General features: G+C 72.3%; 19 protein-coding genes. 11 read left to right on the top strand and 8 right to left on the bottom strand.

What is annotated here, in order from left to right; genetic code table 11:
- Positions 1 to 85: 85 nt before the first annotated feature.
- Positions 86 to 2,251: a SpoIIE family protein phosphatase gene (locus tag ACIOD1_RS06495; RefSeq protein WP_401900611.1), complete on the bottom strand. Its 2,166-nt coding sequence runs from the start codon at positions 2,249 to 2,251 to the stop codon at positions 86 to 88.
- Positions 2,252 to 2,581: 330 nt separating this feature from the next.
- Here ACIOD1_RS06495 and ACIOD1_RS06490 point away from each other — a divergent pair, with 330 nt between their 5' ends.
- Together ACIOD1_RS06490 and ACIOD1_RS06485 are read left to right on the top strand one after the other, a co-directional pair.
- The gene (locus ACIOD1_RS06490) at positions 2,582 to 3,289 is read left to right on the top strand and encodes a tRNA-dependent cyclodipeptide synthase (RefSeq protein ID WP_365619729.1); all 708 of its coding nucleotides are present in this window, start codon (positions 2,582 to 2,584) and stop codon (positions 3,287 to 3,289) included.
- Positions 3,279 to 4,463: a cytochrome P450 gene (locus ACIOD1_RS06485; RefSeq protein WP_365619732.1), complete on the top strand. Its 1,185-nt coding sequence runs from the start codon at positions 3,279 to 3,281 to the stop codon at positions 4,461 to 4,463. Before ACIOD1_RS06490 ends, ACIOD1_RS06485 begins: the two co-directional genes overlap by 11 nt.
- Before the next feature lie 126 nt (positions 4,464 to 4,589).
- Here the strand turns inward: ACIOD1_RS06485 and ACIOD1_RS06480 are convergent, their stop codons facing one another.
- Positions 4,590 to 6,035 (bottom strand): glyceraldehyde-3-phosphate dehydrogenase, encoded by a 1,446-nt coding sequence (locus ACIOD1_RS06480; RefSeq protein ID WP_365619734.1) that lies wholly within the window; start codon positions 6,033 to 6,035, stop codon positions 4,590 to 4,592.
- A gap of 403 nt (positions 6,036 to 6,438) precedes the next feature.
- Between ACIOD1_RS06480 and ACIOD1_RS06475 the strand changes: the two genes are divergently transcribed.
- Complete coding sequence (locus tag ACIOD1_RS06475) at positions 6,439 to 8,127, top strand: carbohydrate binding domain-containing protein (RefSeq protein ID WP_401900607.1); 1,689 nt, start codon at positions 6,439 to 6,441, stop codon at positions 8,125 to 8,127.
- Between the two features lie 109 nt (positions 8,128 to 8,236).
- Here ACIOD1_RS06475 and ACIOD1_RS06470 read toward each other — a convergent pair whose 3' ends face one another.
- Positions 8,237 to 8,812 carry a dihydrofolate reductase family protein gene (locus ACIOD1_RS06470; protein WP_365619737.1) on the bottom strand — a complete coding sequence of 192 codons (576 nt, stop codon included), beginning with the start codon at positions 8,810 to 8,812 and terminating at the stop codon, positions 8,237 to 8,239.
- A 317-nt stretch (positions 8,813 to 9,129) separates the two neighbouring features.
- Between ACIOD1_RS06470 and ACIOD1_RS06465 the strand changes: the two genes are divergently transcribed.
- From ACIOD1_RS06465 to ACIOD1_RS06455, 3 genes are all read left to right on the top strand, one after another.
- Positions 9,130 to 10,908, top strand: a complete 1,779-nt coding sequence (locus tag ACIOD1_RS06465; protein WP_401900604.1) for a DUF4173 domain-containing protein — start codon at positions 9,130 to 9,132, stop codon at positions 10,906 to 10,908.
- A 258-nt stretch (positions 10,909 to 11,166) separates the two neighbouring features.
- Positions 11,167 to 11,919, top strand: coding sequence for a DUF4142 domain-containing protein (locus ACIOD1_RS06460; protein ID WP_365619743.1), 753 nt, complete (start codon positions 11,167 to 11,169; stop codon positions 11,917 to 11,919).
- 9 nt (positions 11,920 to 11,928) lie between these two features.
- A complete protein-coding gene (locus ACIOD1_RS06455; protein WP_401900602.1) occupies positions 11,929 to 13,308 on the top strand; it encodes a DUF1996 domain-containing protein in 1,380 nt (459 codons plus the stop codon).
- A gap of 101 nt (positions 13,309 to 13,409) precedes the next feature.
- Here ACIOD1_RS06455 and ACIOD1_RS06450 read toward each other — a convergent pair whose 3' ends face one another.
- On the bottom strand, positions 13,410 to 14,675 hold the full coding sequence (locus tag ACIOD1_RS06450; RefSeq protein WP_401900599.1) for a PucR family transcriptional regulator: 1,266 nt from the start codon (positions 14,673 to 14,675) through the stop codon (positions 13,410 to 13,412).
- Positions 14,676 to 15,142: 467 nt separating this feature from the next.
- Here ACIOD1_RS06450 and ACIOD1_RS06445 point away from each other — a divergent pair, with 467 nt between their 5' ends.
- The 5 genes from ACIOD1_RS06445 (at position 15,143) to ACIOD1_RS06425 (ending at position 21,263) form a co-directional block, all read left to right on the top strand.
- Positions 15,143 to 16,003, top strand: coding sequence for a hypothetical protein (locus ACIOD1_RS06445; RefSeq protein ID WP_365619752.1), 861 nt, complete (start codon positions 15,143 to 15,145; stop codon positions 16,001 to 16,003).
- On the top strand, positions 16,000 to 17,454 hold the full coding sequence (locus ACIOD1_RS06440) for an NADH-ubiquinone oxidoreductase-F iron-sulfur binding region domain-containing protein (RefSeq protein WP_365619755.1): 1,455 nt from the start codon (positions 16,000 to 16,002) through the stop codon (positions 17,452 to 17,454). Before ACIOD1_RS06445 ends, ACIOD1_RS06440 begins: the two co-directional genes overlap by 4 nt.
- A gap of 201 nt (positions 17,455 to 17,655) precedes the next feature.
- Entirely contained in the window at positions 17,656 to 18,735 is a 1,080-nt protein-coding gene (locus ACIOD1_RS06435; RefSeq protein ID WP_401900596.1) for an SCO0930 family lipoprotein, read from the top strand.
- A 106-nt stretch (positions 18,736 to 18,841) separates the two neighbouring features.
- Positions 18,842 to 19,456: a hypothetical protein gene (locus ACIOD1_RS06430; RefSeq protein WP_401900594.1), complete on the top strand. Its 615-nt coding sequence runs from the start codon at positions 18,842 to 18,844 to the stop codon at positions 19,454 to 19,456.
- 169 nt (positions 19,457 to 19,625) lie between these two features.
- Positions 19,626 to 21,263: an alpha/beta hydrolase gene (locus tag ACIOD1_RS06425; RefSeq protein ID WP_365619761.1), complete on the top strand. Its 1,638-nt coding sequence runs from the start codon at positions 19,626 to 19,628 to the stop codon at positions 21,261 to 21,263.
- A gap of 18 nt (positions 21,264 to 21,281) precedes the next feature.
- Here ACIOD1_RS06425 and ACIOD1_RS06420 read toward each other — a convergent pair whose 3' ends face one another.
- The 4 genes from ACIOD1_RS06420 to ACIOD1_RS06405 are packed head-to-tail and all read right to left on the bottom strand — an operon-like array spanning position 21,282 to position 23,249.
- A complete protein-coding gene (locus tag ACIOD1_RS06420) occupies positions 21,282 to 21,734 on the bottom strand; it encodes an SRPBCC family protein (RefSeq protein WP_365619764.1) in 453 nt (150 codons plus the stop codon).
- A 53-nt stretch (positions 21,735 to 21,787) separates the two neighbouring features.
- The gene (locus ACIOD1_RS06415; RefSeq protein WP_401900590.1) at positions 21,788 to 22,162 is read right to left on the bottom strand and encodes a hypothetical protein; all 375 of its coding nucleotides are present in this window, start codon (positions 22,160 to 22,162) and stop codon (positions 21,788 to 21,790) included.
- Positions 22,153 to 22,839: an MFS transporter gene (locus tag ACIOD1_RS06410; RefSeq protein WP_401900587.1), complete on the bottom strand. Its 687-nt coding sequence runs from the start codon at positions 22,837 to 22,839 to the stop codon at positions 22,153 to 22,155. The genes ACIOD1_RS06415 and ACIOD1_RS06410 overlap by 10 nt, the downstream gene beginning before the upstream one ends.
- Entirely contained in the window at positions 22,836 to 23,249 is a 414-nt protein-coding gene (locus ACIOD1_RS06405; protein ID WP_365619770.1) for a PaaI family thioesterase, read from the bottom strand. The genes ACIOD1_RS06410 and ACIOD1_RS06405 overlap by 4 nt, the downstream gene beginning before the upstream one ends.
- Positions 23,250 to 23,281 lie beyond the last annotated feature (32 nt).

Genomic DNA, 23,281 nt, shown 5'->3' with positions numbered 1-23,281 from the left:
GTCCCCACACCACCGTAGGTCCCCGGCACACGGGCCGCGCGGCGAGGCCCCGCGCAGGCGTGCGTCCTCGGCAGCGGGCCCGGGATCAGGGGTCGGGGTGCGCGGGGCCGGGGTCGGCCTCGTGGTGCGCGGGGTCGATGGCCTGCTCCGTCCAGATGGTCTTCCCGTCGCCGGTGAAGCGGCTCCCCCACCGGTCGGCGAGTTGGGCGACGAGGAAGAGCCCGCGCCCGCCCTCGTCCGTGTCCCGCGCGCGGCGCAGGCGCGGCTGGGTGCTGCTCGGGTCGGACACCTCGCAGACGAGCACCTCGTCGAGGAGCAGTCTGAGGCCCACTGGGCCGCCCGCGTAGCGGATGGCGTTGGTGACCAGTTCGCTGACGACGAGTTCCGTGACGAAGGCGAGGTCGTCGAGCCCCCACGCGGCGAGCCGGTCGACGACGGCCTCGCGGGCGTGCGCCACCTCGGCCAGGTCGGCGTCGAACTCCCAGGTGGCGATGCGGTCGGGCGGAACGCGGCGGACCCGGGCCAGCAGCAGGGCGACGTCGTCGTCGGGGACCTCGGAGACCAGGGAGCCGAGGACCTGGTGGCAGACCTCCTCCAGGGGGAGGTCGGGGGTGGTGGCGGCGAGGCGCTCGCGCAGTGCGGTCATGCCGTCCTCGATGTCGCGGCCCCGGTTCTCGACGAGGCCGTCGGTGAAGAAGGCGAGCGTGCTGCCGGCGGGTACGTCGAGTTCCGCCACCTCGAACGGCATGCCGCCGACGCCGAGCGGCGGCCCGGGCGCCATCTCCAGGTAGTGCGCCCGGCCCCGCGCGGAGAGGACCACGGGTGGCGGATGGCCGGCGCCTGCGGCCGTGAGCCTTCCGGTCACCGGGTCGTAGACGGCGTAGAGGCAGGTCGCGCCGATGACGGCGAGCTCCGAACGGGAGGCGCCGCTCGCGCGCTCCATCGCGAAGCCGAGGACCAGGTCGTCGAGGTGGGTGAGGATCTCGCCCGGGTCCAGGTCCAGGTCGGCCAGGGTCTGGACCGCCGTGCGCAGCCGCGCCATGGCCGCGGTGGCGTCGAGGCCGTGGCCGACGACATCCCCGACCACGAAGGCCACGCGCAGGGAGGGCAGGGGGATCACGTCGTACCAGTCCCCGCCCACTCCGACGCCGCCGCCCGCCGGCTGGTAGACCCCGGCCGTCCGGGCGCCCGTCAGGTCCAGGGCCGAGCGCGGCAGCAGGCTCCGTTGCAGGGCGAGGACCGAGCGGTGCTCCCGGGTGAAGCGGCGGGCGTTGTCCACGCCGAGGGCGGTACGGGAGACGACGTCCTGGAGGAGGGCGGCGTCGCTGTCCTCGAAGGCGGCGAGCGGGTCGGAGCGCCAGACGGTGACGCAGCCGAGGATCAGGCCCCGGGCGTAGAGCGGGACGGCGATCGAGGACCGGGCGTCGCGCGGGACGAAGGACCGCAGGGCCGCGGGGTCGGCGCCCAGGGCCGTACGGAGCGCCCCGATGTCGGTCACCAGCACCGGGCTGCCCGCCATCAGCGGTCTCATCAGCACGTTGTCCGGTACGGGCGGCAGGGCCTCGCCCTCGGCCAGGAGGCCCTCGACGGTGACCCCGGGGCTCCGCGCGATGGCGATCCGGCGCAGGCGGACGTCCCCGCCGGCGGCGAGTTCCGGGGGTTCGTCGCCCGCGAGCACCGGCTCGGCGAGGTCCACCGTCGCGAGGTCGGCGAAGACGGGCACGAGGAGGTTCGCGAGCGAGCGCGCCGTGTCCTCGACGTCCAGGGACGCTCCGATGGTCGCCGCGGCCGCGTGGGAGAGCTCCCGGCGGCGCCGCTCCCCCTCGCGGCGGGCCGCCGAGGAGCCGTCCTCGGTGGGGGTCACGAGGACGAGCCACCGGCCGGCGGCATGATCGTGACCGGGGGCGCTGTCCGGCACGGGGGCACCGACGGGGCTCCCCGGGAGGGGGCCCGGGCCGCACTCCGACGCCGCGTCCTCCATGAGGTCCGAGGCGATGGGTGTCAGGACGCAGTCCAGGGTGACGGCCGGCCCGGCCCCGGCGGGGATCACGACGTGGCGTCGGCCGCCGGTCCCCAGGCGCGGGAGCGCGTCCGCCAGCGGTGCGTAGACCTCGCCCGGCTCACACGCCATGAGGGACGAGCCCGTCGTCGTGCAGGACAGGACCACACCGCGGTGATCGAGGATGACCGCCGCAGTGTCGCCGACGGGGGCGGAGTCCGAACTCTGACCGCCGCTGTCCGATTCGCGCATGTCGCCTCGCTCGTCATTGCCGGCAGCCTTCATTATCGTCCGGCCCCCGCCCGGGGGCGACAGGGCCGGCCGGGGGCCTCCCACCCGGCGCTCCGCCGCTTGTCGTCCGTTGTTCACAAGACGGTCACATAGCCGCCCACCTGGGCATCTACCCCCGCATAAAAGGAGGCCCCGCTTCCGATGCCCCAGGCAACTACGGTGTCCATCAGGTGAGTTACTCACCAGACTTCGTGGAACGACGGTCACTCTTCGGGTACGTTCCATCACGTCGCCGCCACACCTTGGGCACAGGGCCCCTAGGGACTCGCGGCGCAAAGGACCCGACACCTGTTGACGACAGCGACCGAAGTCTTCACAGTCCGGCCGTACACCTCTCACTGCCAGGTGATCCACACCGAGGGCGACCACGCGGTCATCGGCATCTCGCCCGGTAACAGCTACTTCTCCGCCCAACGTGTGATCGATCTGGCCCAGTGGGGCATGCACAACTTCCGTCAGGTCGACATCATTTACACCGACCTGCACGTCGCGGACATGTACGAGGCCCTCGGATACGACGAGGACGAAGCACGACGCAAGGCGGTCAAGAACCTGCGCGGAGTCCGCGCCAAGGTGAACAACGCCGCCGCCGAGGTCGACCCCGACGGCACCCGTCTGCGCGCCCGCCCGATGTCGTCCCTCACCGACATCCCGGCGTACCGGACGATCCGCAGCGGCCTGAACACGCTGCTGGAGACCGACCCCGAGTTCCGCACCATCTGCAACTCCCTGATCGACTCGTTCCTCTCCTCCAAGGTGTTGAACGGTCAGACGGCCACCAGCCGTCAGCGCGAGGTCTGCCTCCAGTACGTCTGCGCGGAGGCGCCGCTCTTCCTCGACACGCCCGCCATCCTGGGCGTGCCGTCCTCCCTGAACTGCTACCACCAGCTACTGCCGATGGCGGAACTGCTCTACTCGCGCGGTTCCGGTCTGCGCGCCTCGCGCAACCAGGGCCACGCCATCATCACCCCCGCCGGAGGCGAACCCGATGACCACTGACACCATCCTCGACTTCCCCTTCTCCGCGCGCGGCGACCGCATCCCCGCCGAGGTCGAGGCACTCCGCTCCGAGCCGATCAAGAAGGTCCGCACGATAGCCGGCGACGAAGCCTGGCTCGTATCGTCCTATGAGTACTGCAAGTTGGTCCTGGAGGACCCCAGGTTCAGTCTCAAGGACACCTCGGCCCCCGGTGCGCCGCGCCAGTACGCGCTGACGATCCCGCCCGAGGTCGTCAACAACATGGGGAACATCACCGGTGCGGGGCTCCGCAAGGCGGTGCTGAAGGCGATCAACCCCAAGTCGGGCGGGCTCACCGACTGGATGCGCGCCCACGCCTCGGCGCTGGTCGACGACATCCTGGCCTACGGGGCGCCCGTGGACCTGCGCAGCCAGTTCACCAACCCCTACGCCGAGAACCTGCACTGCCGCATCCTGGGCATCCCGCAGGCCGACGCCCCGCGGCTGGCCGCCAGCCTCGACATCGCGTTCATGAACTCGGCCTGCCCCGTCACCGGCGCCAAGCTCAACTGGGACCGTGACATCGCGTACATGATCGAGCGGCTCGACGACCCGGCCACGACCGGCCTGATCGCCGAGCTGGCCGCGCTGCGCGAGGACCCGGACTACGCGCACCTGACGGACGAGATGCTGGCCACGGTCGGCGTGACGTTCTTCGGGGCCGGGGTCATCTCGACCATGGGGTTCCTCACCATGGCGATCTTCTCGCTGCTCCAGAACCCCGACGTGTGGGAGCAGTTGCGCAAGGCTCCGGAGAAGATCCCCGGCGCGGTGGACGAGTTGCTTCGCGTCAACCTCTCCATCGCCGACGGTCTGCCCCGGCTGGCTCTGGAGGACGTGACCTTCGGCGACGTCGAGGTGAAGAAGGGCGAGCTGATGCTCGTCCTGGTCGAGGCCGCCAACACCGACCCGTCGGTGTTCCCGGACCCCGAGGTGGTCGACATCGACCGGGAGAACGCCGCGCAGCACCTCTCCTTCGGCGGCGGTTCGCACTACTGCCCCGCCACCGCCCTCGGCAAGCGGCACACGGAGCTGGCCATCGAGGTGCTCCTGGAGAAGATGCCCAACCTCCAGCTCGCGGTGCCGGTCGACCAGCTCGTCTGGCGCACCCGCTTCATGAAGCGCCTCCCGGAGCGCATGCCCGTCCTCTGGTAGTCGCCCCCGACCGGTTCCCCGGTCCCCCCGGCCACAGGGGGGCCGGGGGGACCGAGAACACGACGAGGCCCCGCGGTCACCTGGTGACCGCGGGGCCTCGTCGTGTGGTGCGGGGGTCGGGCGGGGTCAGGCCGCCGGGACCGGGAAGGTCGGGTACTCGACCCCGGAGACGTGCTGGACGACCCGGATGACCTGGCAGGAGTAGCCGAACTCGTTGTCGTACCAGAGGTAGAGGATGGCGTTGTCGCCGTCGACCTTGGTGGCGCCCGCGTCGACGATCGAGGCGTGGCGCGAGCCGATGAAGTCGCTCGACACGGCGTCGGGGGCGGTGGTGAAGTCGATCTGCCGCTTGAGCGGCGAGTGCAGCGAGACGTCGCGGAGGTAGTCGAGGACCTCTTCGCGGGTGGTCTCGCGGCCGAGCCGCAGGCTGAGGATCGCGATCGAGACGTCCGGGACCGGCACGCGGATGGAGCTGCCGCTGATCGGCGCCTTGAGGTCCGGGAGGGCCTTGGCCACGGCGGAGGCGGCCCCGGTCTCGGTCATGACCATGTTCAGCGGCGCGGAGCGACCGCGGCGGTCGGCGCTGTGGTAATTGTCCAGCAGGTTCTGGTCGTTGGTGAACGAGTGGACGGTCTCCACGTGGCCGCGCAGCACGCCGTACTCGTCGTCCATCGCCTTCAGCGGCGGGACGATCGCGTTGGTCGTGCAGGAGGCGCAGGAGATGATCTGCTCGTCCGGCTTGATCATGTCGTGGTTGACGCCGTGGACGATGTTGGGGACGTCGCCCTTGCCCGGGGCCGTCAGGACGACCTTGTCGACGCCGGGGCGCAGGTGCTTCGAGAGGCCCTCGCGGTCGCGCCACTTGCCGGTGTTGTCGATGAGGATGGCGTTCTTGATGCCGTACGCCGTGTAGTCGACCTCGGTCGGGTCGTTGGCGTAGATCACCTTGATCGAGTTGCCGTTGGCGATGATCGTGCTGCTCGCCTCGTCGACGGTGATCGTGCCCTGGAACTGGCCGTGGATCGAGTCGCGGCGCAGCAGGGAGGCGCGCTTGACGATGTCCTGGTCGCCGCCGCCGCGCACGACGATGGCGCGCAGGCGCAGCCCGTTGCCGGAGCCGGCCTTCTCGATGAGCAGGCGGGCGACGAGGCGGCCGATGCGCCCGAAGCCGTAGAGGACGACGTCGCGGGACTCGCGGCGCTCGATCTTGTTGGCGCCGGTGGCGCCCACGACGGCCTCGGCGGTGTACTCGGCGACCGACAGACCGCGGTCGTCGGTTTTGTACGTCGCGGCGAGCATGCCGATGTCGATCTGGGACGGGCCGAGATCGAGGGTGGTGAGCGCCTGCAGGAACGGCAGCGTCTCGGTGACCGAGAGCTCCTCACCGTCGATCTGCCGAGCGAACCGGTGGGTCTTGAGGAGGCTGATCACCGACTTGTTCACCAGGGAGCGGCTGTGGAGGAGGACGGTGACGTCCCGCTCCCGCTGCAGCTTCCCGATGATCGGGATCATCGACTCCGCGATCTCCTCGCGGTTTATCCAGTTGGTGAACGAGTCCTCGTTGACAGTCACAGATTTATCTTTCGAGCTAGGCGGCGCTCATATGCTAACCCGCCCTTCTTTTGATCTTTCCGCCGGTATCCCCGGGTAAGGGGGCACACCTGCCGGACCGGTCCGCCGGCGGGCTCCCGCCGCCTGCCGGAACACGACCCGCGCGAAGGGTGACGGCCCCAACCACCGCCTGTCAACAGCACAGTTAAGAAACCCAACAAATTTCGCGAGTCTGGTCCAGACCAGTTGACGGGGGCCCTCCGGGAGCAATAGGTTCCCGGCCACGAGGCGGCCCCCGACGTCATCCCGCGCACCCCCGCCCGGCCCCCGGCCGAGGCGGGATTCCCCCCCGTCCCCCCATGCCCGCGCGCCCTCGTACGTCCCCCACACGGCCGCCCGTCCGACTCCTCGGGAGGTACTTCCCTTGCGCACGCGTACTCGTACCAGAACCCGCACCGGCACCCGGCTGGCCTGCGGCCTCGGCGCCACCCTGCTCGGCGCCGCGGCGGTGCTCACCGCACCCGGCTCGGCCTTCGGCGCCAACCTGCTGTCGAACGGCGACTTCGAGACCGGCTCCACGGCGGGCTGGTCCTGCCCCGGCGGACTGGGTTCGGTGACCGGCTCCCCCGTGCACGGCGGGTCCAAGGCCCTGGCCGGCGCGACGACCGCCTCCGACGTGGCCAAGTGCACCCAGACCGTCGCCGTCCGGCCGAACACCACCTACGCCCTCTCGGCCTGGGTGCGCGGATCCTACGTCTACCTCGGGGTCACGGGCGGCGCCTCCACCTGGACCAACTCCGCCGGCGCCTACTCCAAGCTCACCGTCTCCTTCACCACCGGCGCCTCCCAGACCAGCGCCGAGGTCTACCTCAACGGCTGGTACGGGCAGGGCACCTACTACGCCGACGACATCGCCCTGGACGGGCCGGGCGGCAGCGCCGACACCGTCGCCCCCACCGTGCCCGGGAACCTCACCTCCACCGGCAAGACCGCCACCACCGCCACGCTGACCTGGTCGGCCTCCACCGACAACGTCGGCGTCACCGGCTACGACGTCTACCAGGGCGCGACCAAGGTCGCGACGGCCACCGGCACCGGCGCCACCGTGACGGGCCTCAACCCCAACACGGCGTACGGCTTCTCCGTCCGCGCCCGGGACGCGGCGGGCAACACCTCCGCGGCCTCGAACACGGTCTCCGTCACCACCGACAACGGCACGGTCCCGACCGGCTTCAAGCAGGCCGCCCCCTACCTCTACATGGGCTGGGGCAACCCCCCGAGCGCGACCACGGTGATGAACGCGACCGGCGCGAAGTGGTTCACCATGGCGTTCATCCTCTCCTCCGGCGGCTGCAACGCGGCCTGGGACGGAGAGCGCCCCCTGACGGGCGGCGTCGACCAGAGCACCATCGCCGCCATCCGGGCGGCCGGCGGGGACATCGTCCCCTCCATCGGCGGCTGGCAGGGCAACAAGCTCGGCCCGAACTGTTCCACCCCGCAGGCGCTCGCCGGGGCGTACCAGCAGGTGATCGACGCCTACGGCCTCAAGGCCATCGACGTGGACATCGAGAACACCGACGAGTTCGAGAACGCGGTGGTCCAGGACCGCGTGCTGGGCGCCCTGAAGATCGTCAAGCAGAACAACCCCGGCCTGAAGACCATCCTCACCTTCGGCACGAGCACCACCGGGCCGACCTCGTGGGGCAACCGCCTGATCGAGCAGTCGAAGGCGCTGGGCGCCGACATCGACGTCTTCACGATCATGCCGTTCGACTTCGGCAACGCCTCCACCGACATGTACGCGAGCACCATCAGCGCCGCCGAGGGCCTCAAGACCAAGCTGAAGTCGACCTTCGGCTGGGACGACGCCACCGCCTACGCGCACCTCGGCATCTCCGGCATGAACGGCGTCAGCGACAACCAGGAGGTCACGACCGTCCAGAACTGGACCGGCATCCGCGACTGGGCCAACACCCACCACATCGCCCGGCTCGCCTTCTGGTCCGTCAACCGCGACCGGGGCTGCGCGGGTGGCGGCCTCCAGGAGACCTGCTCGGGGATAGCCCAGAGCGACTGGCAGTTCACCTCCATCACCGCCGGGTTCACCGGCTGATCCCGGACCGGCGGCCGGGGTCCGGGCGGCATCCACCGCCGCCCGGACCCCGGCCGTCGCACGTGGTGGCACGCGCCCGCGGCCCCGCGGGTCCCCGCCCGCGCACGGGTCAGTGGAGGGTCGGTCGGTAGACCAGCTCGTGGACGCGCCCGTCGAGCGTCCGGCTCTCGATCAGCTCCAGGTCGAAGTCGGCCGCGCCCCGGAAGATCGGTTCCAGCCCGCTCCGACCGGTGATGACGGGGAAGAGCGTCACCTGCAAGCGGTCGACCAGGCCGGCGGCCATCAGCGCCCGGTTCATGGACAGGCTGCCGTGCGAACGCAACGGCACCTCGGACTCCTCCTTGAGCCGGGCGACGACGTCCACGGCGTCCCCGCTCACGACGGTCGCATCCGGCCAGTCGAGCGGGCCCTCCAGCGTCGAGGACACCACCGTCGCCGGCATGCTCCTCATCCGCGTGACCCACGGGTCGCGCACGTCGGAGTCCTCGGTGCTCGACGCCAACATCCGGGCGAAGGCCCGGTAGGTGTGGGCGCCGAAGACCATCCGCTGCTCCTCCTCGTAGGAGGCGAGCCGGTGGTCGAGCAACTCGGGGCCCTGCTTGCCCCAGTAGCCGGTCCAGTCGGCGCCGGCGGCGCCGTAACCGTCGAGGCTGGAGAAGACGTCGAAGGTGTAGGTGGCGGTCATGGCGTTCTCCTCGTGTGCGGTGGATCCGTGGACGTGGCCGTATCCGTGCCCGTGCCCGTGTCCGTGCCTGTGTCCGTCGGCGTGCGGCGGACCCGTCACACCCTTGGACCCCGCCCGGCGGCGAAACTCATCGCCACGCCGCCGCAGGGCTCCGACCACCCGAACCGCAGGTCCGCACGGTGGATCCGTTTGTCACGGTCCTGACACAAGCGGTTGTTGAATCTGTTCAAAACCGTGGGACCCGGGCCTACTCTGTCCGCCTCGCCGCCCTCACTTCTCCCGTACGTCCGGGGGCGGCCGACAGGGGAGGGATCCGCATGTCCGACCACGCCGACAAGGCGCAGAACGAAGAGGCCGCCCACGCGGCCACCGCCGGACCGGCGTCCACGACGAACCCGTTCGCCACACCCGGAACCGGGACCGGGCCAGGGGCCACCGCCACGGCTGCCGGACCGGCCCAGGCGCCGCCCGGCCCGCCGCCCGCCCAGGCGCCGCCGCCCGCACCCGGACTGCCCGGCCACGACCCGGCCGCCTGGCACCTCTGGCTGGTGCGGCAACAGCAACTGCGCCTGGATCAGGCGCGGGCCGAAGCCGCCGCGCAGGCGGCGAGGTCCATCAGCGCGCGGGTCAGCCCCGCCCGGGCGGCCCCCATCGGAACCGCCACGCTGGTGGCCGTGCTCGCCGCCGGTCTCGCCACCGCGCTGTTCCTCGGCGACGGCCTGGGGCCCGGGCTGCTGCTCGCGGCGCTGCCCGCCATGGTCGCCGCGTACGTCGCGGCCCGCACCGCCGGCCGCGCACCCCGCCCCTGGACCCTGCTCTGGATCCTCGGCGTCGTGGCCCTGCTCGCCGTCCCCGCCCTACGGGACTCCGCCTGGCCCGCCACGCTCGCCCTGCTCGGCGCCGTCCTGCTGGCCGCGCTGGCCCTGCACGGCAGCCGGAGGTGGCCCGGCGTGCTGCTCAGCCCGCTCGGGTTCCTCCGTACCGCCGTCACGGGTGTGGGCTGGGCCTGGGAGGGAGTGCGCGAGCGCGGGGGCGGCCTGAGCCGGGAGCGCTGGCTGCCCGTCGCCAAGGCGGCCGCGGTCGCCGTCGGCCTGCTGCTGGTGTTCGGCGCGCTGTTCGCGTCCGCCGACGCGGCCTTCGCCGACCTGCTGGGCGACCTCACCCCCGACGTGTCCCCGGGCGACGGCCCGCTGCGGGTCGTGCTGTTCCTGCTCGGCGCGGTCCTCGCGCTCGCCGCCGCACGCACCGCCGCCGCCCCGCACCGTTGGGACCGCGTCACCGTGCCCCCCGGCCGGGCTCGCTCCCGGGTGGAGTGGGCCCTGCCGCTGATCCTGCTCAACCTGCTCTTCGCCGGCTTCATCGCGGTGCAACTGGCCGTGCTGTTCGGCGGCTACGACAGGGTCCTGGAGAGCACCGGTCTGACCTACGCCGAGTACGCGCGCCAGGGTTTCTGGCAGCTGCTCTGGGCCACCGTCTTCGTCCTCGGCGTCATCGCGCTCGCCCAGCGGTGGGCGCCCCGCGGCCGCCCGGGCGACCCCCTCTTCGTCCGGCTGGTCCTGGGCACCCTGTGCCTGTTGACCCTGGTCGTGGTCGCCTCGGCGGTGCGCCGCATGGACCTGTACGTGGACGCGTACGGGCTGACCCGGCTGCGGCTGTCGGTGGTCACCGCGGAGCTGTGGCTCGGGGTGGTGCTCGTGCTGCTCATGGTGGCCGGCCTGGCCGGGGGCCGTTGGCTGGCCCGCGCCGTGACCGCCAGTGCCGCCGCGACCGTACTGGCCTTCGGGCTGCTGTCCCCGGACGGCATGGTCGCCGAGAACCTCGTGACCCGCTACGAACAGGACGGCAAGATCGACCTGTCCTACTTCCAGTACCTGTCCGCCGACGCGGTGCCCGCCCTGGACCGGCTGCCCGAACCACACCGCTCCTGCGCCCTGTTCACCATCAACGAGGAGCTGCGGGAGTCCGCGGGCTCGCCCTGGTACGCCACGAGCCTCGCCGAGTCCCGGGCCCGCGAGATCCTGCGCGCGCGGCCGGTGACGGCCACCCGCCTGGACTGCCGCCCCCTCGGCACGTTCGTCGAGCGCGCGGAGTACTGAGCGACCAACGGACGCCAGGACAAGCCTCGTTGCCCCCTCTCCCCCGACTGCGCCAGGGCGGAGACGGGGCAACGTAGCAGCCTTTCCGGGGGTTGCCGGGATGTTTGTCCGATGGTGATGGTCCTTCCTCAGTGGCGCCACGGCAGGCACTAGCGTCCCGTGGCACCCCGGCAGTGCGGGCAGCACCCGCACGGTGATGTGTACGGCCCCTCGCGCCCCGCACTCCCTGCCGGCCGGTCCACGGAGCAAGGAGGCACTGTGCTGTCATTTCGGCGGCGATCACCCGGCGGCCTGTCGGTGGCCACGAGGTACACGATCGGCAGCGGTGTCGTCATGGCGGCGCTCGCCGTGACACTGATCGCGATGCTGATCCCGGTGGCGAAGTTCGGCGACCGGCCACCCGCCGCGACGGCCGCCGCGGCGTCGGTGGGTTCCCTTCCGGCGAGCGACGACGACGGCGGCGGGATCATGAGCACGGCCTACGGGCCACTGACCCCCGCGGACCGGGACTTCGTCCGCAAGGTCCGCCTCGCCGGCCTGTGGGAACTGCCCGCCGGACGGCAGGCGCAACTGCGCGGTACCCGCCCCTCCGTACGCACCGCCGGGATGCACCTGGTGGAAGGCCACGCGGCGCTGGACCGACAGGTCCTCCAGGTCGGCGAGGCCCTCGGCGTGAACCTGCCCGACCAGCCCTCGGCGCAGCAACAGATCTGGCTGAACCAGCTCTCGCAGGCTCCGGACGACCAGTACGAGCGGTTGTTCGCGCAGTTGTTGCGCCGGGCGCACGGCAAGGTCTTCACCCTGCTGTCGGGGATCCGGGCGCAGACCAGGAACTCGATGGTGCGCGCCCTCGCCACCTCGGCCAACAACACCGTGCTGGACCACATCACGGTGTTGGAGGACACCGGGCTGGTCGATTTCGACGGCCTCTCCGACGCTCCCCCGTCCTCGCGGCCGTCCGCGCCCGCCGCGCCTCCCGCTCCTTCCTCTCCCGTCCGATCGACGAAGTGAAGTGATGACATGAGCCAAAAGGGCCACAGGCGCCCCCGGTTGTCGAAGAAACTCCTGGCCTCGATCGCCGCTCTGGCACTCGGCGGCGGCGGAGTGGCGTTCATCGCCGGCAACGCCTCCGCCGGCCAGGACTCCGGCCGCACCGGACAGGTGACGGCCACCATCGACTGCCCCGACGTGGGCGACAAGCTCACCGCCGTCCCCGACCAGGCCCGCCAGGAGGTGGACGAGAACCTCGCCCAACTCGACGTGCAGGTGGCGGACGCCTATCGGAAGCTCTCCTCGGGCACGGCCCGCGAGGACGCCCTCCTCGGCGGTCTGGAGAAGCAGCGGGGGCAGACCATCGGACGGGTGTCGGAGGCGATAGGCCGGGTCTCCGGCCGTCCTGAGGGGCTGGACTCCCTCAGCTCCTGCGCGATGAAGGAGGCCTCCTCGCAGGAGGACGTTCCCGCGCCCGACGCGGTGGCGGCCGCCGGGAAGGACGCGACCGGCGAGGTGGCCCGCAAGACCGGCCCCGCGAAGAGCGACTTCGTCGCCATCAACAAGGTCAAGCCGAACGTGCGCATACCGGCGGCACAGCGCGGGGCTTCGAAGGGTTCCTTCAGCTCCGAGTGCGGCCGCAACGAGAACGGGCACTTCAACCCGGACAACGTGATCGTCGCGCCGGGCGTCTCCAACGGCGCGCACCACATGCACGACTACGTGGGCAACAAGACCACCAGTGCCTTCTCCACCAACAACAGCCTGGCCGCCTCCGGCACCACCTGCACCAACGGCGACCAGTCCACCTACTACTGGCCGGTGCTGCGCCTGCGCGACGGGAAGGCCGAACGCGACGCCCAGGCGCCGGGCGGCGGCCAGGACGCCAACGTCGGCACGATCCTGCGTCCCAAGCAGGTGACGACGACCTTCAAGGGGAGCGCCGTCGGGCAGGTCACGGCCATGCCCCGGTTCCTGCGCGTCATCACCGGTGACGCCAAGTCCCTGACCAACGGCACGGCGAACGCCAACGCGTCCTGGAGCTGTACCGGCTTCGAGGACCGGCAGTTGAAGGACAAGTACCCGATCTGCCCGAAGGGCAGCGACGTGGTGCGCACCTTCAACTTCCAGAGCTGCTGGGACGGGCGCAACACCGACAGCGCCAACCACCGCACGCACATGGCCTTCGCGGACGGCAACGGGCGCTGCCCGAAGGGGTTCAAGGCGGTTCCGCAGTTGGTGCAGCGGATCGTCTACGGGGTGTCGCCGGGCGCGCGGATCGCCGTGGACAGCTTCCCCGAGCAGTTGCACAAGCCGGTCACCGACCACGGCGACTTCATCAACGTGATGTCGAACGGCCTGATGGCCAAGGCCGTGGGCTGCATCAACGGCGGGCGCACCTGCCGCTGACCGACGCTCCGGCCCCCGGATGAGGGGCCCCCGGTACGACAGACGCCCGGCCCCGGTGGACACCGGGGCCGGGCGCTCGTGTACGTGCGGAGGGGGAGGGATCAGAGGCCGTTGACGCGGGCCATCCGGCCGACGACCAGGGGGGTGAAGTCGGCGGTGACCACGCGCCCGGAGCGACGGCCCGCCCGGGAGTGCTGGCGGCGGACCTGCGCCATGAGGCGCCGGCTGCGCAGGGCCATCTCCAGCTCGAAGCGGGTCCGGGGATCGCGCAGACCGGGGCCGAAGAGCTTCTCCAGCTGTCGCATGCGGTAGCGCACGGTCTGCGGGTGCACGCTCAGGGCCTTGGCGGCCTCGGGGGCACCGCCCCCCTCCAGCCAGGCCAGCAGGGTCACTTCCAGGCGCTCGCTCTGGCGGGGGGTGAGGTCGGCCAGCGGACGCAGCCAACGGGCGGCGAGCGCGTGGGCCAGGGGTTCGTCCTGGAGCAACAGGAGGGTGGAGAGGTGGTCGTCGACGAAGACGGTACGGGCGTCGAGGCCGCCCCGGTTCGGGGTCAGGGCGAGCAGGCGCATCGCCCAGCGCAGCGAGGAGGCGGTGTCGCGGAGGGGCACGGTGTGGCCGACGGCCGCGAGGCGGCCGCGCAGGGGGGCTTCGAGTTCGGCTCGGCTGTCCGGGTCGGGGCTGGGGATCAGCAGGCAGGGCCGGCCGGCGAACATGCCGGCGAGGGCGCCGTCGAGCACGGCGGCCAGTTGCTGGGTCTCGCCGGGGGTGGCGAGCGCGACGCCGCGCACGGCGGTGGGGAGGGGCCAACCGGCGGCTTCGGCGAGTTCGGCGAGCGAGCTCTCGCAGGTGGCCCGGTCGTCGGTGAGGGCCTTGAAGAGTTCCTGACGGGCCCGGTCGACGGGCCCGTTGACGGGGGTGCGCTGGGCGACCACGCCGCGCAGGACCCGGACGGCCCCGGCGGGATGCCGGCCGCCGACGCCGGCGACCAGGTCGCCGAAGTCCTCCTCGACCTCCGCCTCCGCCTCGGCCTCGTCCGGCTCTTCGTCCGACTCTTCCTCCTCCTCTTCCTCCCCTCCCTTCGCGTCGGGGTCCGTGCGGGCGCCCGCACCGCGGGTCGCGTCGGCTTCCGGGGCGGGAGCGGTGGTCCCGTCGCGGTAGCCCAGGAAGGTCAGCAGGGCTTCTTCGACCCGCTGTCGGAGCAACTCGTCACCGATGGCATCGTTGTCATCGATAAGTGCCGAAAATTCCGGAATTCCATGCAGGAGCTCCTCCACTATCTCGGCGGCCAGCGCGGGGAGTTCTTTCCGCAGGACGCGGGTCCACTCGCCTCGGGGGCGGGACCAGATGCGGTTCAGAAGTTCGCACATCGTTTCCTCGTTCTTGCCGGGGTGAGGCCTGTCCAGTGGAGGGGAGACCGGCCCGCCCAGGTTGTCTGCCTCGCCGACAACCTTGCCTGTCAAAAGAGTTGCAGCTCCCGTGCACCGTTCCGGAGGGTTCCGGCCAGATCCGTCCCCGGACTCTCTTCCTCGTTCTCCACGTCGGGGACGCGTACTTGACGGGTGGCACGGAGGCCTGTCGCTGCCTCCACTGGAGGGGAATCTTCCGGGGTTGTTCGACGCGCAGGAGACGCGGTGCGAGAAATTATCACGTTTCGATAAATCCTGTGGAGATGCTGCGTAGCTCCACGATGCTGCTGCACTCCGGCCCCAAACCTCACCTGGGCCCCAGCCCAACGCGGGGACTCCACGGCGGTCCCGGGCCACGATCGACGACAACACCCGGGTGCCGAGCGCCAGGTGGAGGTGCTCGGACACCGGGTGCACAGGAGAACCGGATGCCCTTGCCCCAGCCCCACATGCCCCGCTCGCACAGAGCCCGACCCAGGAGCCGTCACGCGGCGGCCGCTCCTGCCGCCGGGCGGCGGGCCGTTCGGCGGCCCTCCCTGCTCCCCGCCGCCGGACGGCTGCGGCCCAGCGTGGTCAGCGCCGCCGCCGCGGCCCTGGTCTCCCTCGTCGTGGCGGCGCGCGCGGGAGCGCTGACCCGCCTCTGGGACTTCCTCGACTTCGGGGCGGGCGTGCTCTCGCTCGTCTCCCTGACCGCCACCGTCCTGTGGGGGCTGGCGGCCACCGACCGGGCGGTGCTCGGTTCGGGGCACCGACTGCTCGCCCAGGGCGTGCACCGGGGCCTGGCGGTGTCGGGGCTCGGCTTCCTCGCCCTGCACATATGGGTCAAGGTCGCCGAGGCCAGGACGACTCCGGCGGGCGCCGCGGTGCCCTTCGCCGATCCGGACCGGCCCGTCGTCATCGGCCTCGGGACCCTGGCCGGATATCTCTTCGTGTCCGTCGCCGTCTCGGGCGCGGTGCGTAGTGTGTTCGCGACCCGCAGCCGCTCCCTGTGGTGGCGGGCCCTGCACTTCGGCGCCTACCCGGCGTGGGGGGCCTCCCTCGTGCACGGGCTGAAGGCCGGCCGCGCGGCCGACGTGTGGGTGACGGCGGCCTACGGCCTGTGCCTCCTCGGCGTCATCGGCGTCCTCGCCCTGCGCCTGCGCAACCGGCGGCGCGGCGCCGACGTCCGGCCGCCGGCCCAATTGAGCCTGGTGGAGGAACCGGTCCCCCGACGCCGGCGCGTGGAACCGGAGTTCGTTCCGGGGCTGTCCCTGGTGGATCTGGGCACCGCACGAGAGCGGTCGGCATGAGCGGGCTGCCGCGCCCCGGCCTCGGCTCCGTGGGCGCCCCCCGTCTGCTCGCCGGGCTCGACCGGTCCTCCCGGCTCGACCGCGACGCCCATCTGGCCACGCACGGTGCGCTCCCCCGCTACGGCACGGACGAGCTGCTCGCGCTGGCCGCCGACATCGACCTGCGCGGTCGCGGCGGCGCGGGCTTCCCCTTCGTGCGGAAGTTGAAGTCCGTGATCGACTCGGCCCGCAACCGCGAGGGGGGCACCGCCGTCGTGGTCAACGGCAGCGAGGGCGAGCCCAGTTGTCTCAAGGACACCGCCCTGTTGCTGCACTCCCCGCACCTGGTGCTCGACGGCGCGCTGCTCGCCGCCGCCGCGGTGTCGGCGGAGGAGGTCGTGGTCGGCGTCACCCGGCCCGACGTGGAGCGTTCGGTGCGCGACGCCGTCGCGGAACGCGGGCCGGGCGGGCGCCGGGTGCGGGTGACGCGCCTGCCCGAGCGGTTCGTGACGGGTGAGGGAACCGCCCTGACCAGCGGGTTGAACGGCGGAGCGGCGCTGCCGTCGGGCCGGCGGGTGCGGACCAGCGAGCGGGGTCTGGGCGGGATGCCCACCCTGCTGTCGAACACCGAGACCTACGCGCAGCTCGCGGTCGCCGCCCGCCTCGGCGCGCCCGGCTACCGCTCGGTGGGCCTGCCGGACGAGCCGGGCACCGTCCTGCTGACGGTCTCCGGGTCCACCGTCGTCGAGACCCCGACCGGAACCTCACTGGCCTACGTGCTGGACCTGTGCGGCACCTCGCCGGGTCAGGGGGTCCTCGTCGGCGGCTATCACGGCCGCTGGCTGTCGGCCGACTCGGCCCGCGGCGCGGAGGTGTCCCGGCAGTCCCTCACGGCGTGGGGCGCGGTGCTGGGCGCGGGGGCGGTGCTGCCGCTGCCCGAGGACACCTGTCCGGCGGGCGAAGTGGCCCTGGTGACACGGTGGATGGCGAAGGAGTCCGCCGGCCAGTGCGGGCCGTGCGTACGGGGCCTGCCCGCGCTGGCCGACGTACTGGAGGACGCCGTCCGGGGCGGCGGGCGCGGGGCCCTGGAGACGTTGGAGGCGCGGATGCGAGCGGTCCGGCGGCGCGGTGCCTGTAGCCATCCCGACGGCACCGCCTCCTTCGTCGCCTCCGCGCTCACCGCCTTCCCGGAGGAGTTCAGCGACCACGCCCTCGGCAGCGGCTGTGGGCGGAGCGTGCGCGGGGCGCTGGCGCTGCCCGCACCGCAGGACGAGCTCCCGGAGCGCCTCGTCGTGGACTGGACCCTGTGCAAGGGGCACGGGTTGTGCGTGGACATCCTCCCCGACGTCGTACGGCTCGACGCGGACGGCTACCCGTCGCAGGCCTCCATGCCGGTGCCCGTCCCCCTGCGGACCAAGGCCCTTCGGGCGGTGCGCCGCTGCCCCGCGCTGGCGCTGCGCATCCAGGACTGAGGGCGGTGCGCCGGCCGCCCCCGGGGCCGGCGCACGATCACGGGCGGCCCCCGAGTTCATTCTTGGCGCGATATGACAAATTCCCGAGGATATCGGCATCGGCTCACTCGGGCCCCGTATGAATGACGAAGGCAGGAAACGCGGGAAACACACGAAAACGCGGGGCCGCAAGAACGCGGTATTGGATCTGAAGGAGAGATCGTGAAGAAGATGCGTCGTGAGATATTCGCCGGGTCGGCGGTCGCGGTACTGCTGCTGACGGCGGGCTGCGGCCTCTCCGACAAGCCCTCCGGGAAGAATCCCGCCGTGCAGCCGGTCAGCGACAGCAAACAGCTCGGATCGGCCTATCCCGGCGCCGACGCGTACGGATCCGGCGCCGGATCGGGTTACGGCGATGCGAGCGCCTCTCCCGCCGGCGGCGCCGCGAAAAACTCGGCGGCCGGACAGTTGAAGGTCAGCCAGATCGCCAACCTGGGCGCGGCGGTCACCGACGGCGAGGGTTTCACCCTCTACCGGTTCGACAAGGACACCGCCAAGCCCCCGAAGTCCGCCTGCGAGGGGGACTGCGCGAAGGTCTGGCCGGCGGTGTCCTCGGACGACGCCTCCGCAGGTGAGGGGATCGAGGCGGGCATGGTCGGGTCGGTGACCCGGGCCGACGGGTCCAAGCAGCTCACCCTCGGCGGCTGGCCCGTCTACCGCTACGCCAAGGACACCAAGGCGGGCGACACCCTGGGCGAGGGCGTGGGCGGGACCTGGCACGCGGTGGGCCCGACGGGGAAACCGGCCACGGCGGGCGGGAAGGCCGCGGACGCGCCCGCGAATTCCGGGGGAACGTCCATGGACATGGGCTCGGGATACGGATCGGGATCGGGATCCGGAACGGGAACCGGAACCGGTGCGGACGCTGCCGCGGGCGCCGCCGATTCGCTGTGGGTGCGCAAGAATCCCAAGCTCGGAAACATTCTCGCGGACGGGCAGGGCCGTACCCTCTACCGATTCGACAAGGACAGCGCCTGGCCGATGAAATTCGGCTGCCTCGACTCCTGCCTCGACACCTGGAAGCCGGCCGCACCGACGGACAAGAGCAAGGTCGCGGGTATTTCCGCCGAACTGGTCGGATCGGTGAAGAGGCCCGACGGATCGGAGCAATTGACGATCGACTGCTGGCCGGTCTACACCTTCACCGGCGACAAGACCCCCGGTGACATCAACGGACACAACAAGCAGGGCCTCTGGTTCGCCGTGACCGACCAGGGCAAGAAGGCGAAGGCCACCGGCTGACGACCGCCCGGACCCGGACCGCCCTCCCCCAGACCCGTGGTGCCCGGCCCCCCTCCCCGCCGGGCACCACGGCCACTTCCGCCCCGTCCACCCCAGTGAGGTTGCCATGCGCGTGCCGCCGACCGTCCGTAGCCGTCCGCTCCGTCGCGGAGCGCTCCTCCCCCTCGCCGCCGCCGTCTGCGCGGCGCTGTGGTGCGGGGGCTGTTCGGCCGGCGCGGGGGAAACGGGGAGCGCGCGGGGCGCCGCCGCCGCGTCCGCCCCGGCGGCCGCCTCCGCCCCGACCTCCGCTGCCGCGGCCGCGGCCGGCTCGGCGCCTTCGGCCCAGGGCGCGCCCTCCCGTTCGATCGAGGACATCGCCGCCGTCATCGGGTGCACCGCCGACGTGGGCGTCCAGGCCGAGGAACTGCGGGAGGGCGGCTGCGAGACCGCGGCGGGCGCCTACCGGATGACCACCTTCGCCACCGGCACGGGGTTGCGCTCCTGGCTGACCGAGGCCCGTGCGTACGGGGGCGTCTACCTGGTCGGGGACCGCTGGATCGTCACCGCGCAGTCGCCCGACACCCTCACCCCGCTGCGCGAGCGGCTCGGCGGCGCCCTCGAATCCGGTGACGACCACACGGCCCACGCCGCCGCCCCCTCCGAGGGCGGCAGCCCCCCGGCGGAACACCCGGCGGACCAACCGGCGGAGCACTCGACGGCACACCCGGCGGACCACCACTGACCCGCCGACAGCCCGATGGAGACCCACAACCTCTCCGGCGTGTCGGCCACTTGACCGGTTTTGGGCTCATTCGTGAGGAGCAGGCGATCCGCCCGGAGGGATGATTCGCACGGCTTCGGGATGGTCCAGGGTGGGCAGCGATCCGCACCCTGCGAAAGGAACGGCCTTCGTGCGCACGCACCGCTTAGCGCCCCTGCTCGCCGCCGGCGTCCTGCTCACCTCCCTCCCGCTCCTGGCCGCGACCCGGGCCGCCGCCGACCCGGTGGCCGATCCGGGCGTCTCCGCCTCGGCCGCCGCCGACCACGAAAGGCAGCGGCCCTCCTGGCAACGCTGCTCCGCCGAACAGCCGGCCACGTACGAGTGCGCGACGGTCAAGGTCCCGCTCGACTACCGCGCCCCCCGGGGACGGACCCTCGACCTCGCGATATCCCGGATCAAGAGCCCGAACCCGGCGAAGCGGCACGGGGTGATGCTGGTCAACCCGGGCGGCCCCGGCGGCTCCGGGCTCGATCTGCCGCTGATGCTGGACCCGTTGATGCCCCGAGAGGTCCGGGAGCGCTACGACCTGATCGGCTTCGACCCGCGCGGGGTCGGCGCGAGCAGCCCGATCACCTGCGCGTTGAGCGACGCCGAGCAGAACATCGACCGGCCCTACCGCGCCGAGTCCTTCCCCTCGGACGTCGCGTGGGCGCGTACGGTCGCCGACAAGTGCCGGGAGCGGGCCGGTTCGGTGTTGCCGTACATCACCACGCGCAACACGGCCCGCGACATGGACGTGATCCGCGCGGTGTTGGGCGAGCGGAAGATCTCCTACGTCGGCTACTCGTATGGGACCTACCTCGGCGCCGTGTACACGCAGATGTTCCCCTCCCGCACCGACCGCTTCGTGCTGGACAGCGGGGTGGACCCCGAGCGGATCTGGCGCGGCATGATCCAGGTGTGGGCCTCGGAGGCGGAGCCGGCGTACGCCCGCTGGACCCGGTGGACCGCCGAGCGCGACGGGCGGTTCGGGCTGGGCGCCACCCCGCAGGCCGTTTCCGCGACGTTCTGGGGGTTGGTGGAGCGGGCCGACCGCGATCCGATCGACCTCGGGGGCACGAAGCTCACGGGTGACGACATCCGCGCGGGGCGGGCGCTGTTCTTCTCCCCCGAGCAGGCCGCCACGGCCGTGATGCGGCTCAAGGCGGCCGCCGAGGGACTCCCCCTCCCGGCGGGCGCCCCGTCGGCCCGGACCGACGACCTGGCCGCCGCCCTGAACACCCTGCGGGGGAAGGCACCCCGTACCACCGGACCGGCCGGCGAACCCGCCGCCGACAACGGCACCGCCGTCTTCTGGTCGGTGGTGTGCGGGGACACCGACGCGTGGCCGCGCGATCCCGCCCGGTACCGGCGGGACGCGGTCAAGGACAAGGCCCGCTACCCCCTGTACGGGGACTTCGCGTCCAACATCAAGCCGTGCGCCTTCTGGCAGCGGCCGCTGGAGGCGCAGACGCCCATGAAGACCCGGGCCGAGGTGCTGACCGTGCAGAACGAGTGGGACTCGCAGACCCCGCTCGTCAGCGGCCAGGGCCTGCACCGTGCCCTGCGGGGCTCGCGGATGGTCCTGGCTCAGGGCGGTGAGGGCCATGGCGTGTACCTCGCCGACGGCGCCTCCTGCGCGAACGCCCCGGTCAACGCCTACCTGGCCACCGGCCGGCTGCCGTCCGCCGACGTGACCTGCCACACCACACCGCCCCCCGCCTCCCGCGAGGCAGCTCCCGGCCCGACCATCCCGCTGCCCTTCCCGGTGGCGCCGCCGCGGTTCTGACCGGGCGGCACCGCGGCCTCAGGGGCGCGGGGACGCCTCGACGGCGGCCTTGATGCGGCGGCCGAAGTCCGGGGCGTCCCTGCGGGCCGCGCCGAGCGCGAAGGAGGTCAGCAGCTTGCCCAGGCCGTGGCCTTCGAGGGTGTTGAAGATCCTGACCCGGGTGCGACCGCCGGGCAGCGCCTCCAGGTCGTAGCCGCCCTCGGCGGTGATCAGGTTGCGGCTCTGCTCGCTCCAGCGGATCAGGGTCGGCGGCTCGAAGCCGGTGACGCGGAACTCGCGGCCCGTCTTCATCCCGGCGTCCTTGACGGTGCTGCGGAACACCGTTCCGACGGCGGTCGGTCCGCCCGGGGTCCGGGTGATCGACTGGACGCGGGGGCTGAATTCTGGGTCGTGGCGCCCGTCGGCGAGGTACGCGAACACCTCCTCGACGGGCCGGTCGATCTCGACGTTGGCCTCGAACTCTCCGGCCATCTCGCCACCTCCGGGCCTGGGTCGTGCGGTGTGGGGCTCCGGGCCCCGGTCGCTCACTCCTGCGGGCCCACGCGTTCACGATCCCAGACCCGCCCCCCGGGCGCTCGGCGGCCGGATTCGGGCCTGCTCCCGCGCAGCGGACTCGCCAGTCCCCCCACGATGACCAGCAGGCACACGGCCCCGGCGCCCCAGCTGACGGCCGGGACGCCGTGTCGGGTGGCGAGCCCCATCAGCACGGCCGCGCCGATCGGGCCGGAGGCGTTGTGGACGGTCCAGAACGCCGCGGTGACCCGGCCGAGCAGCGGCGCGGGGGTGACCTCCTGGCGCAGGGTCATGGAACAGACGCCGCCGAGGGTGAGTCCGAACATGAAGACGACGGCCGCGCCCGCCACCACGAACAGGCTCCGGCCGACCCCGATCACCACCATCCCGAGGCCGATGAGCGCGACGGCTCCGAGCCAGCAGCCGCCGAAGCCGAAACTCCGGCGCAGCGGTCCTGCGGCGAAGGCGGCGACGACCGCGGTGCGGCGCCGTGGCGGCCGAAGCGGACCCACCGCAGGCTGGCGGCGGACACGGCGAAGGTGACCCCGTCCGCGACGAGGGCCAGGCCGGCGCCCGAGGCGGTGGTGACGAGCCCGGCGGCCACCGGCCCCAGGAGGGTGCCGAAGGCGAAGGTGCTCATCAGCCGCCCGTTGGCGGCGGTGAGGTCGCGGGGCGGGACCAGGTCGGGCACGGCGGTCACGTACGCCACGTCGAAGAGGGTCTTCAGGAAGGTGACGACCACCGTCAGGAGGTAGAGCAGCCAGATCCGGGGCCAGGCGAGCCACAGCACGGGCACCGCGCACAGCAGTACGGCGCGCAGCAGGTCGCACCGGATCATCAGGCGCCGCCGGTCGGACCGGTCGACCACCGACCCGGCGAAGGTGCCGGTGGCGATGGCGGTCACCCCCGAGACGGCGGTGACCAGGCCGAGCTGGGTGCCGCTGCCGGTGGCGTCGAGCACCAGCAGCGGCAGGGCCAGCAGGGACATGGACCCGCCGACCACGGAGAGGGCCTGCCCGAGCCAGAAGACGTTGAAGTCCCGGTTGCGCCCGAGCGCGGTCAACCGAGCAGGGCGTAGACGGTGGAGGCCTTCGCGGCGGGTTCCTCCGCGCCGTCGGGGGTCATGGTGATGTCGGCGAAGGCCATCCGCCGGCCGAGTTTGGTGACGCGCACGTCGATCAGGACGTCGGCGCCGGTCACGGGCCGCTGGAAGCTCGTGGACTGCTGGACGGTGGTCATCGGCCCGTACGCCCCCCGGGCGGCGGAGATCGCGATGACGGTGGCGGTGTCGGCGGCGGCCATCAGCGCCTGCCCGCTCAGGCCCCCGCCGTCGCGGGCCAGGGAGTCGGACCAGGGCAGCCGCAGTACGGCGTGCCGCTCGCCCGTCTCCTCGACGGTGAGGCCGAGGGCCAGCACCCAGGGGGCGAAGTTGTCGTGGAGGATCTTGTCGGCGTCTGCGGGTGTCAGCGTCACCGGGAAAGTGTGGCGGCCCGGTCCGGGCCGCC

Source organism: Streptomyces sp. NPDC088097, from assembly GCF_044741845.1.
Classification (GTDB): domain Bacteria; phylum Actinomycetota; class Actinomycetes; order Streptomycetales; family Streptomycetaceae; genus Streptomyces.
This window is presented reverse-complemented; position numbering and strand designations above follow the sequence as displayed.

Excerpts from the sequence above, each read along its gene's own strand:
- ACIOD1_RS06440 (WP_365619755.1), top strand. The coding sequence starts at position 16,000 with ATGAGCGGGCTGCCGCGCCCCGGCCTCGGCTCCGTGGGCGCCCCCCGT.
- ACIOD1_RS06445 (WP_365619752.1), top strand. The coding sequence starts at position 15,143 with ATGCCCTTGCCCCAGCCCCACATGCCCCGCTCGCACAGAGCCCGACCC.
- ACIOD1_RS06415 (WP_401900590.1), bottom strand. The coding sequence starts at position 22,162 with ATGGTGGTGATCGGGGTCGGCCGGAGCCTGTTCGTGGTGGCGGGCGCG.
- ACIOD1_RS06430 (WP_401900594.1), top strand. The coding sequence starts at position 18,842 with ATGCGCGTGCCGCCGACCGTCCGTAGCCGTCCGCTCCGTCGCGGAGCG.
- ACIOD1_RS06465 (WP_401900604.1), top strand. The coding sequence starts at position 9,130 with ATGTCCGACCACGCCGACAAGGCGCAGAACGAAGAGGCCGCCCACGCG.
- ACIOD1_RS06485 (WP_365619732.1), top strand. The coding sequence starts at position 3,279 with ATGACCACTGACACCATCCTCGACTTCCCCTTCTCCGCGCGCGGCGAC.
- ACIOD1_RS06470 (WP_365619737.1), bottom strand. The coding sequence starts at position 8,812 with ATGACCGCCACCTACACCTTCGACGTCTTCTCCAGCCTCGACGGTTAC.
- ACIOD1_RS06420 (WP_365619764.1), bottom strand. The coding sequence starts at position 21,734 with ATGGCCGGAGAGTTCGAGGCCAACGTCGAGATCGACCGGCCCGTCGAG.
- ACIOD1_RS06495 (WP_401900611.1), bottom strand. The coding sequence starts at position 2,251 with ATGCGCGAATCGGACAGCGGCGGTCAGAGTTCGGACTCCGCCCCCGTC.
- ACIOD1_RS06455 (WP_401900602.1), top strand. The coding sequence starts at position 11,929 with ATGAGCCAAAAGGGCCACAGGCGCCCCCGGTTGTCGAAGAAACTCCTG.
- ACIOD1_RS06450 (WP_401900599.1), bottom strand. The coding sequence starts at position 14,675 with ATGTGCGAACTTCTGAACCGCATCTGGTCCCGCCCCCGAGGCGAGTGG.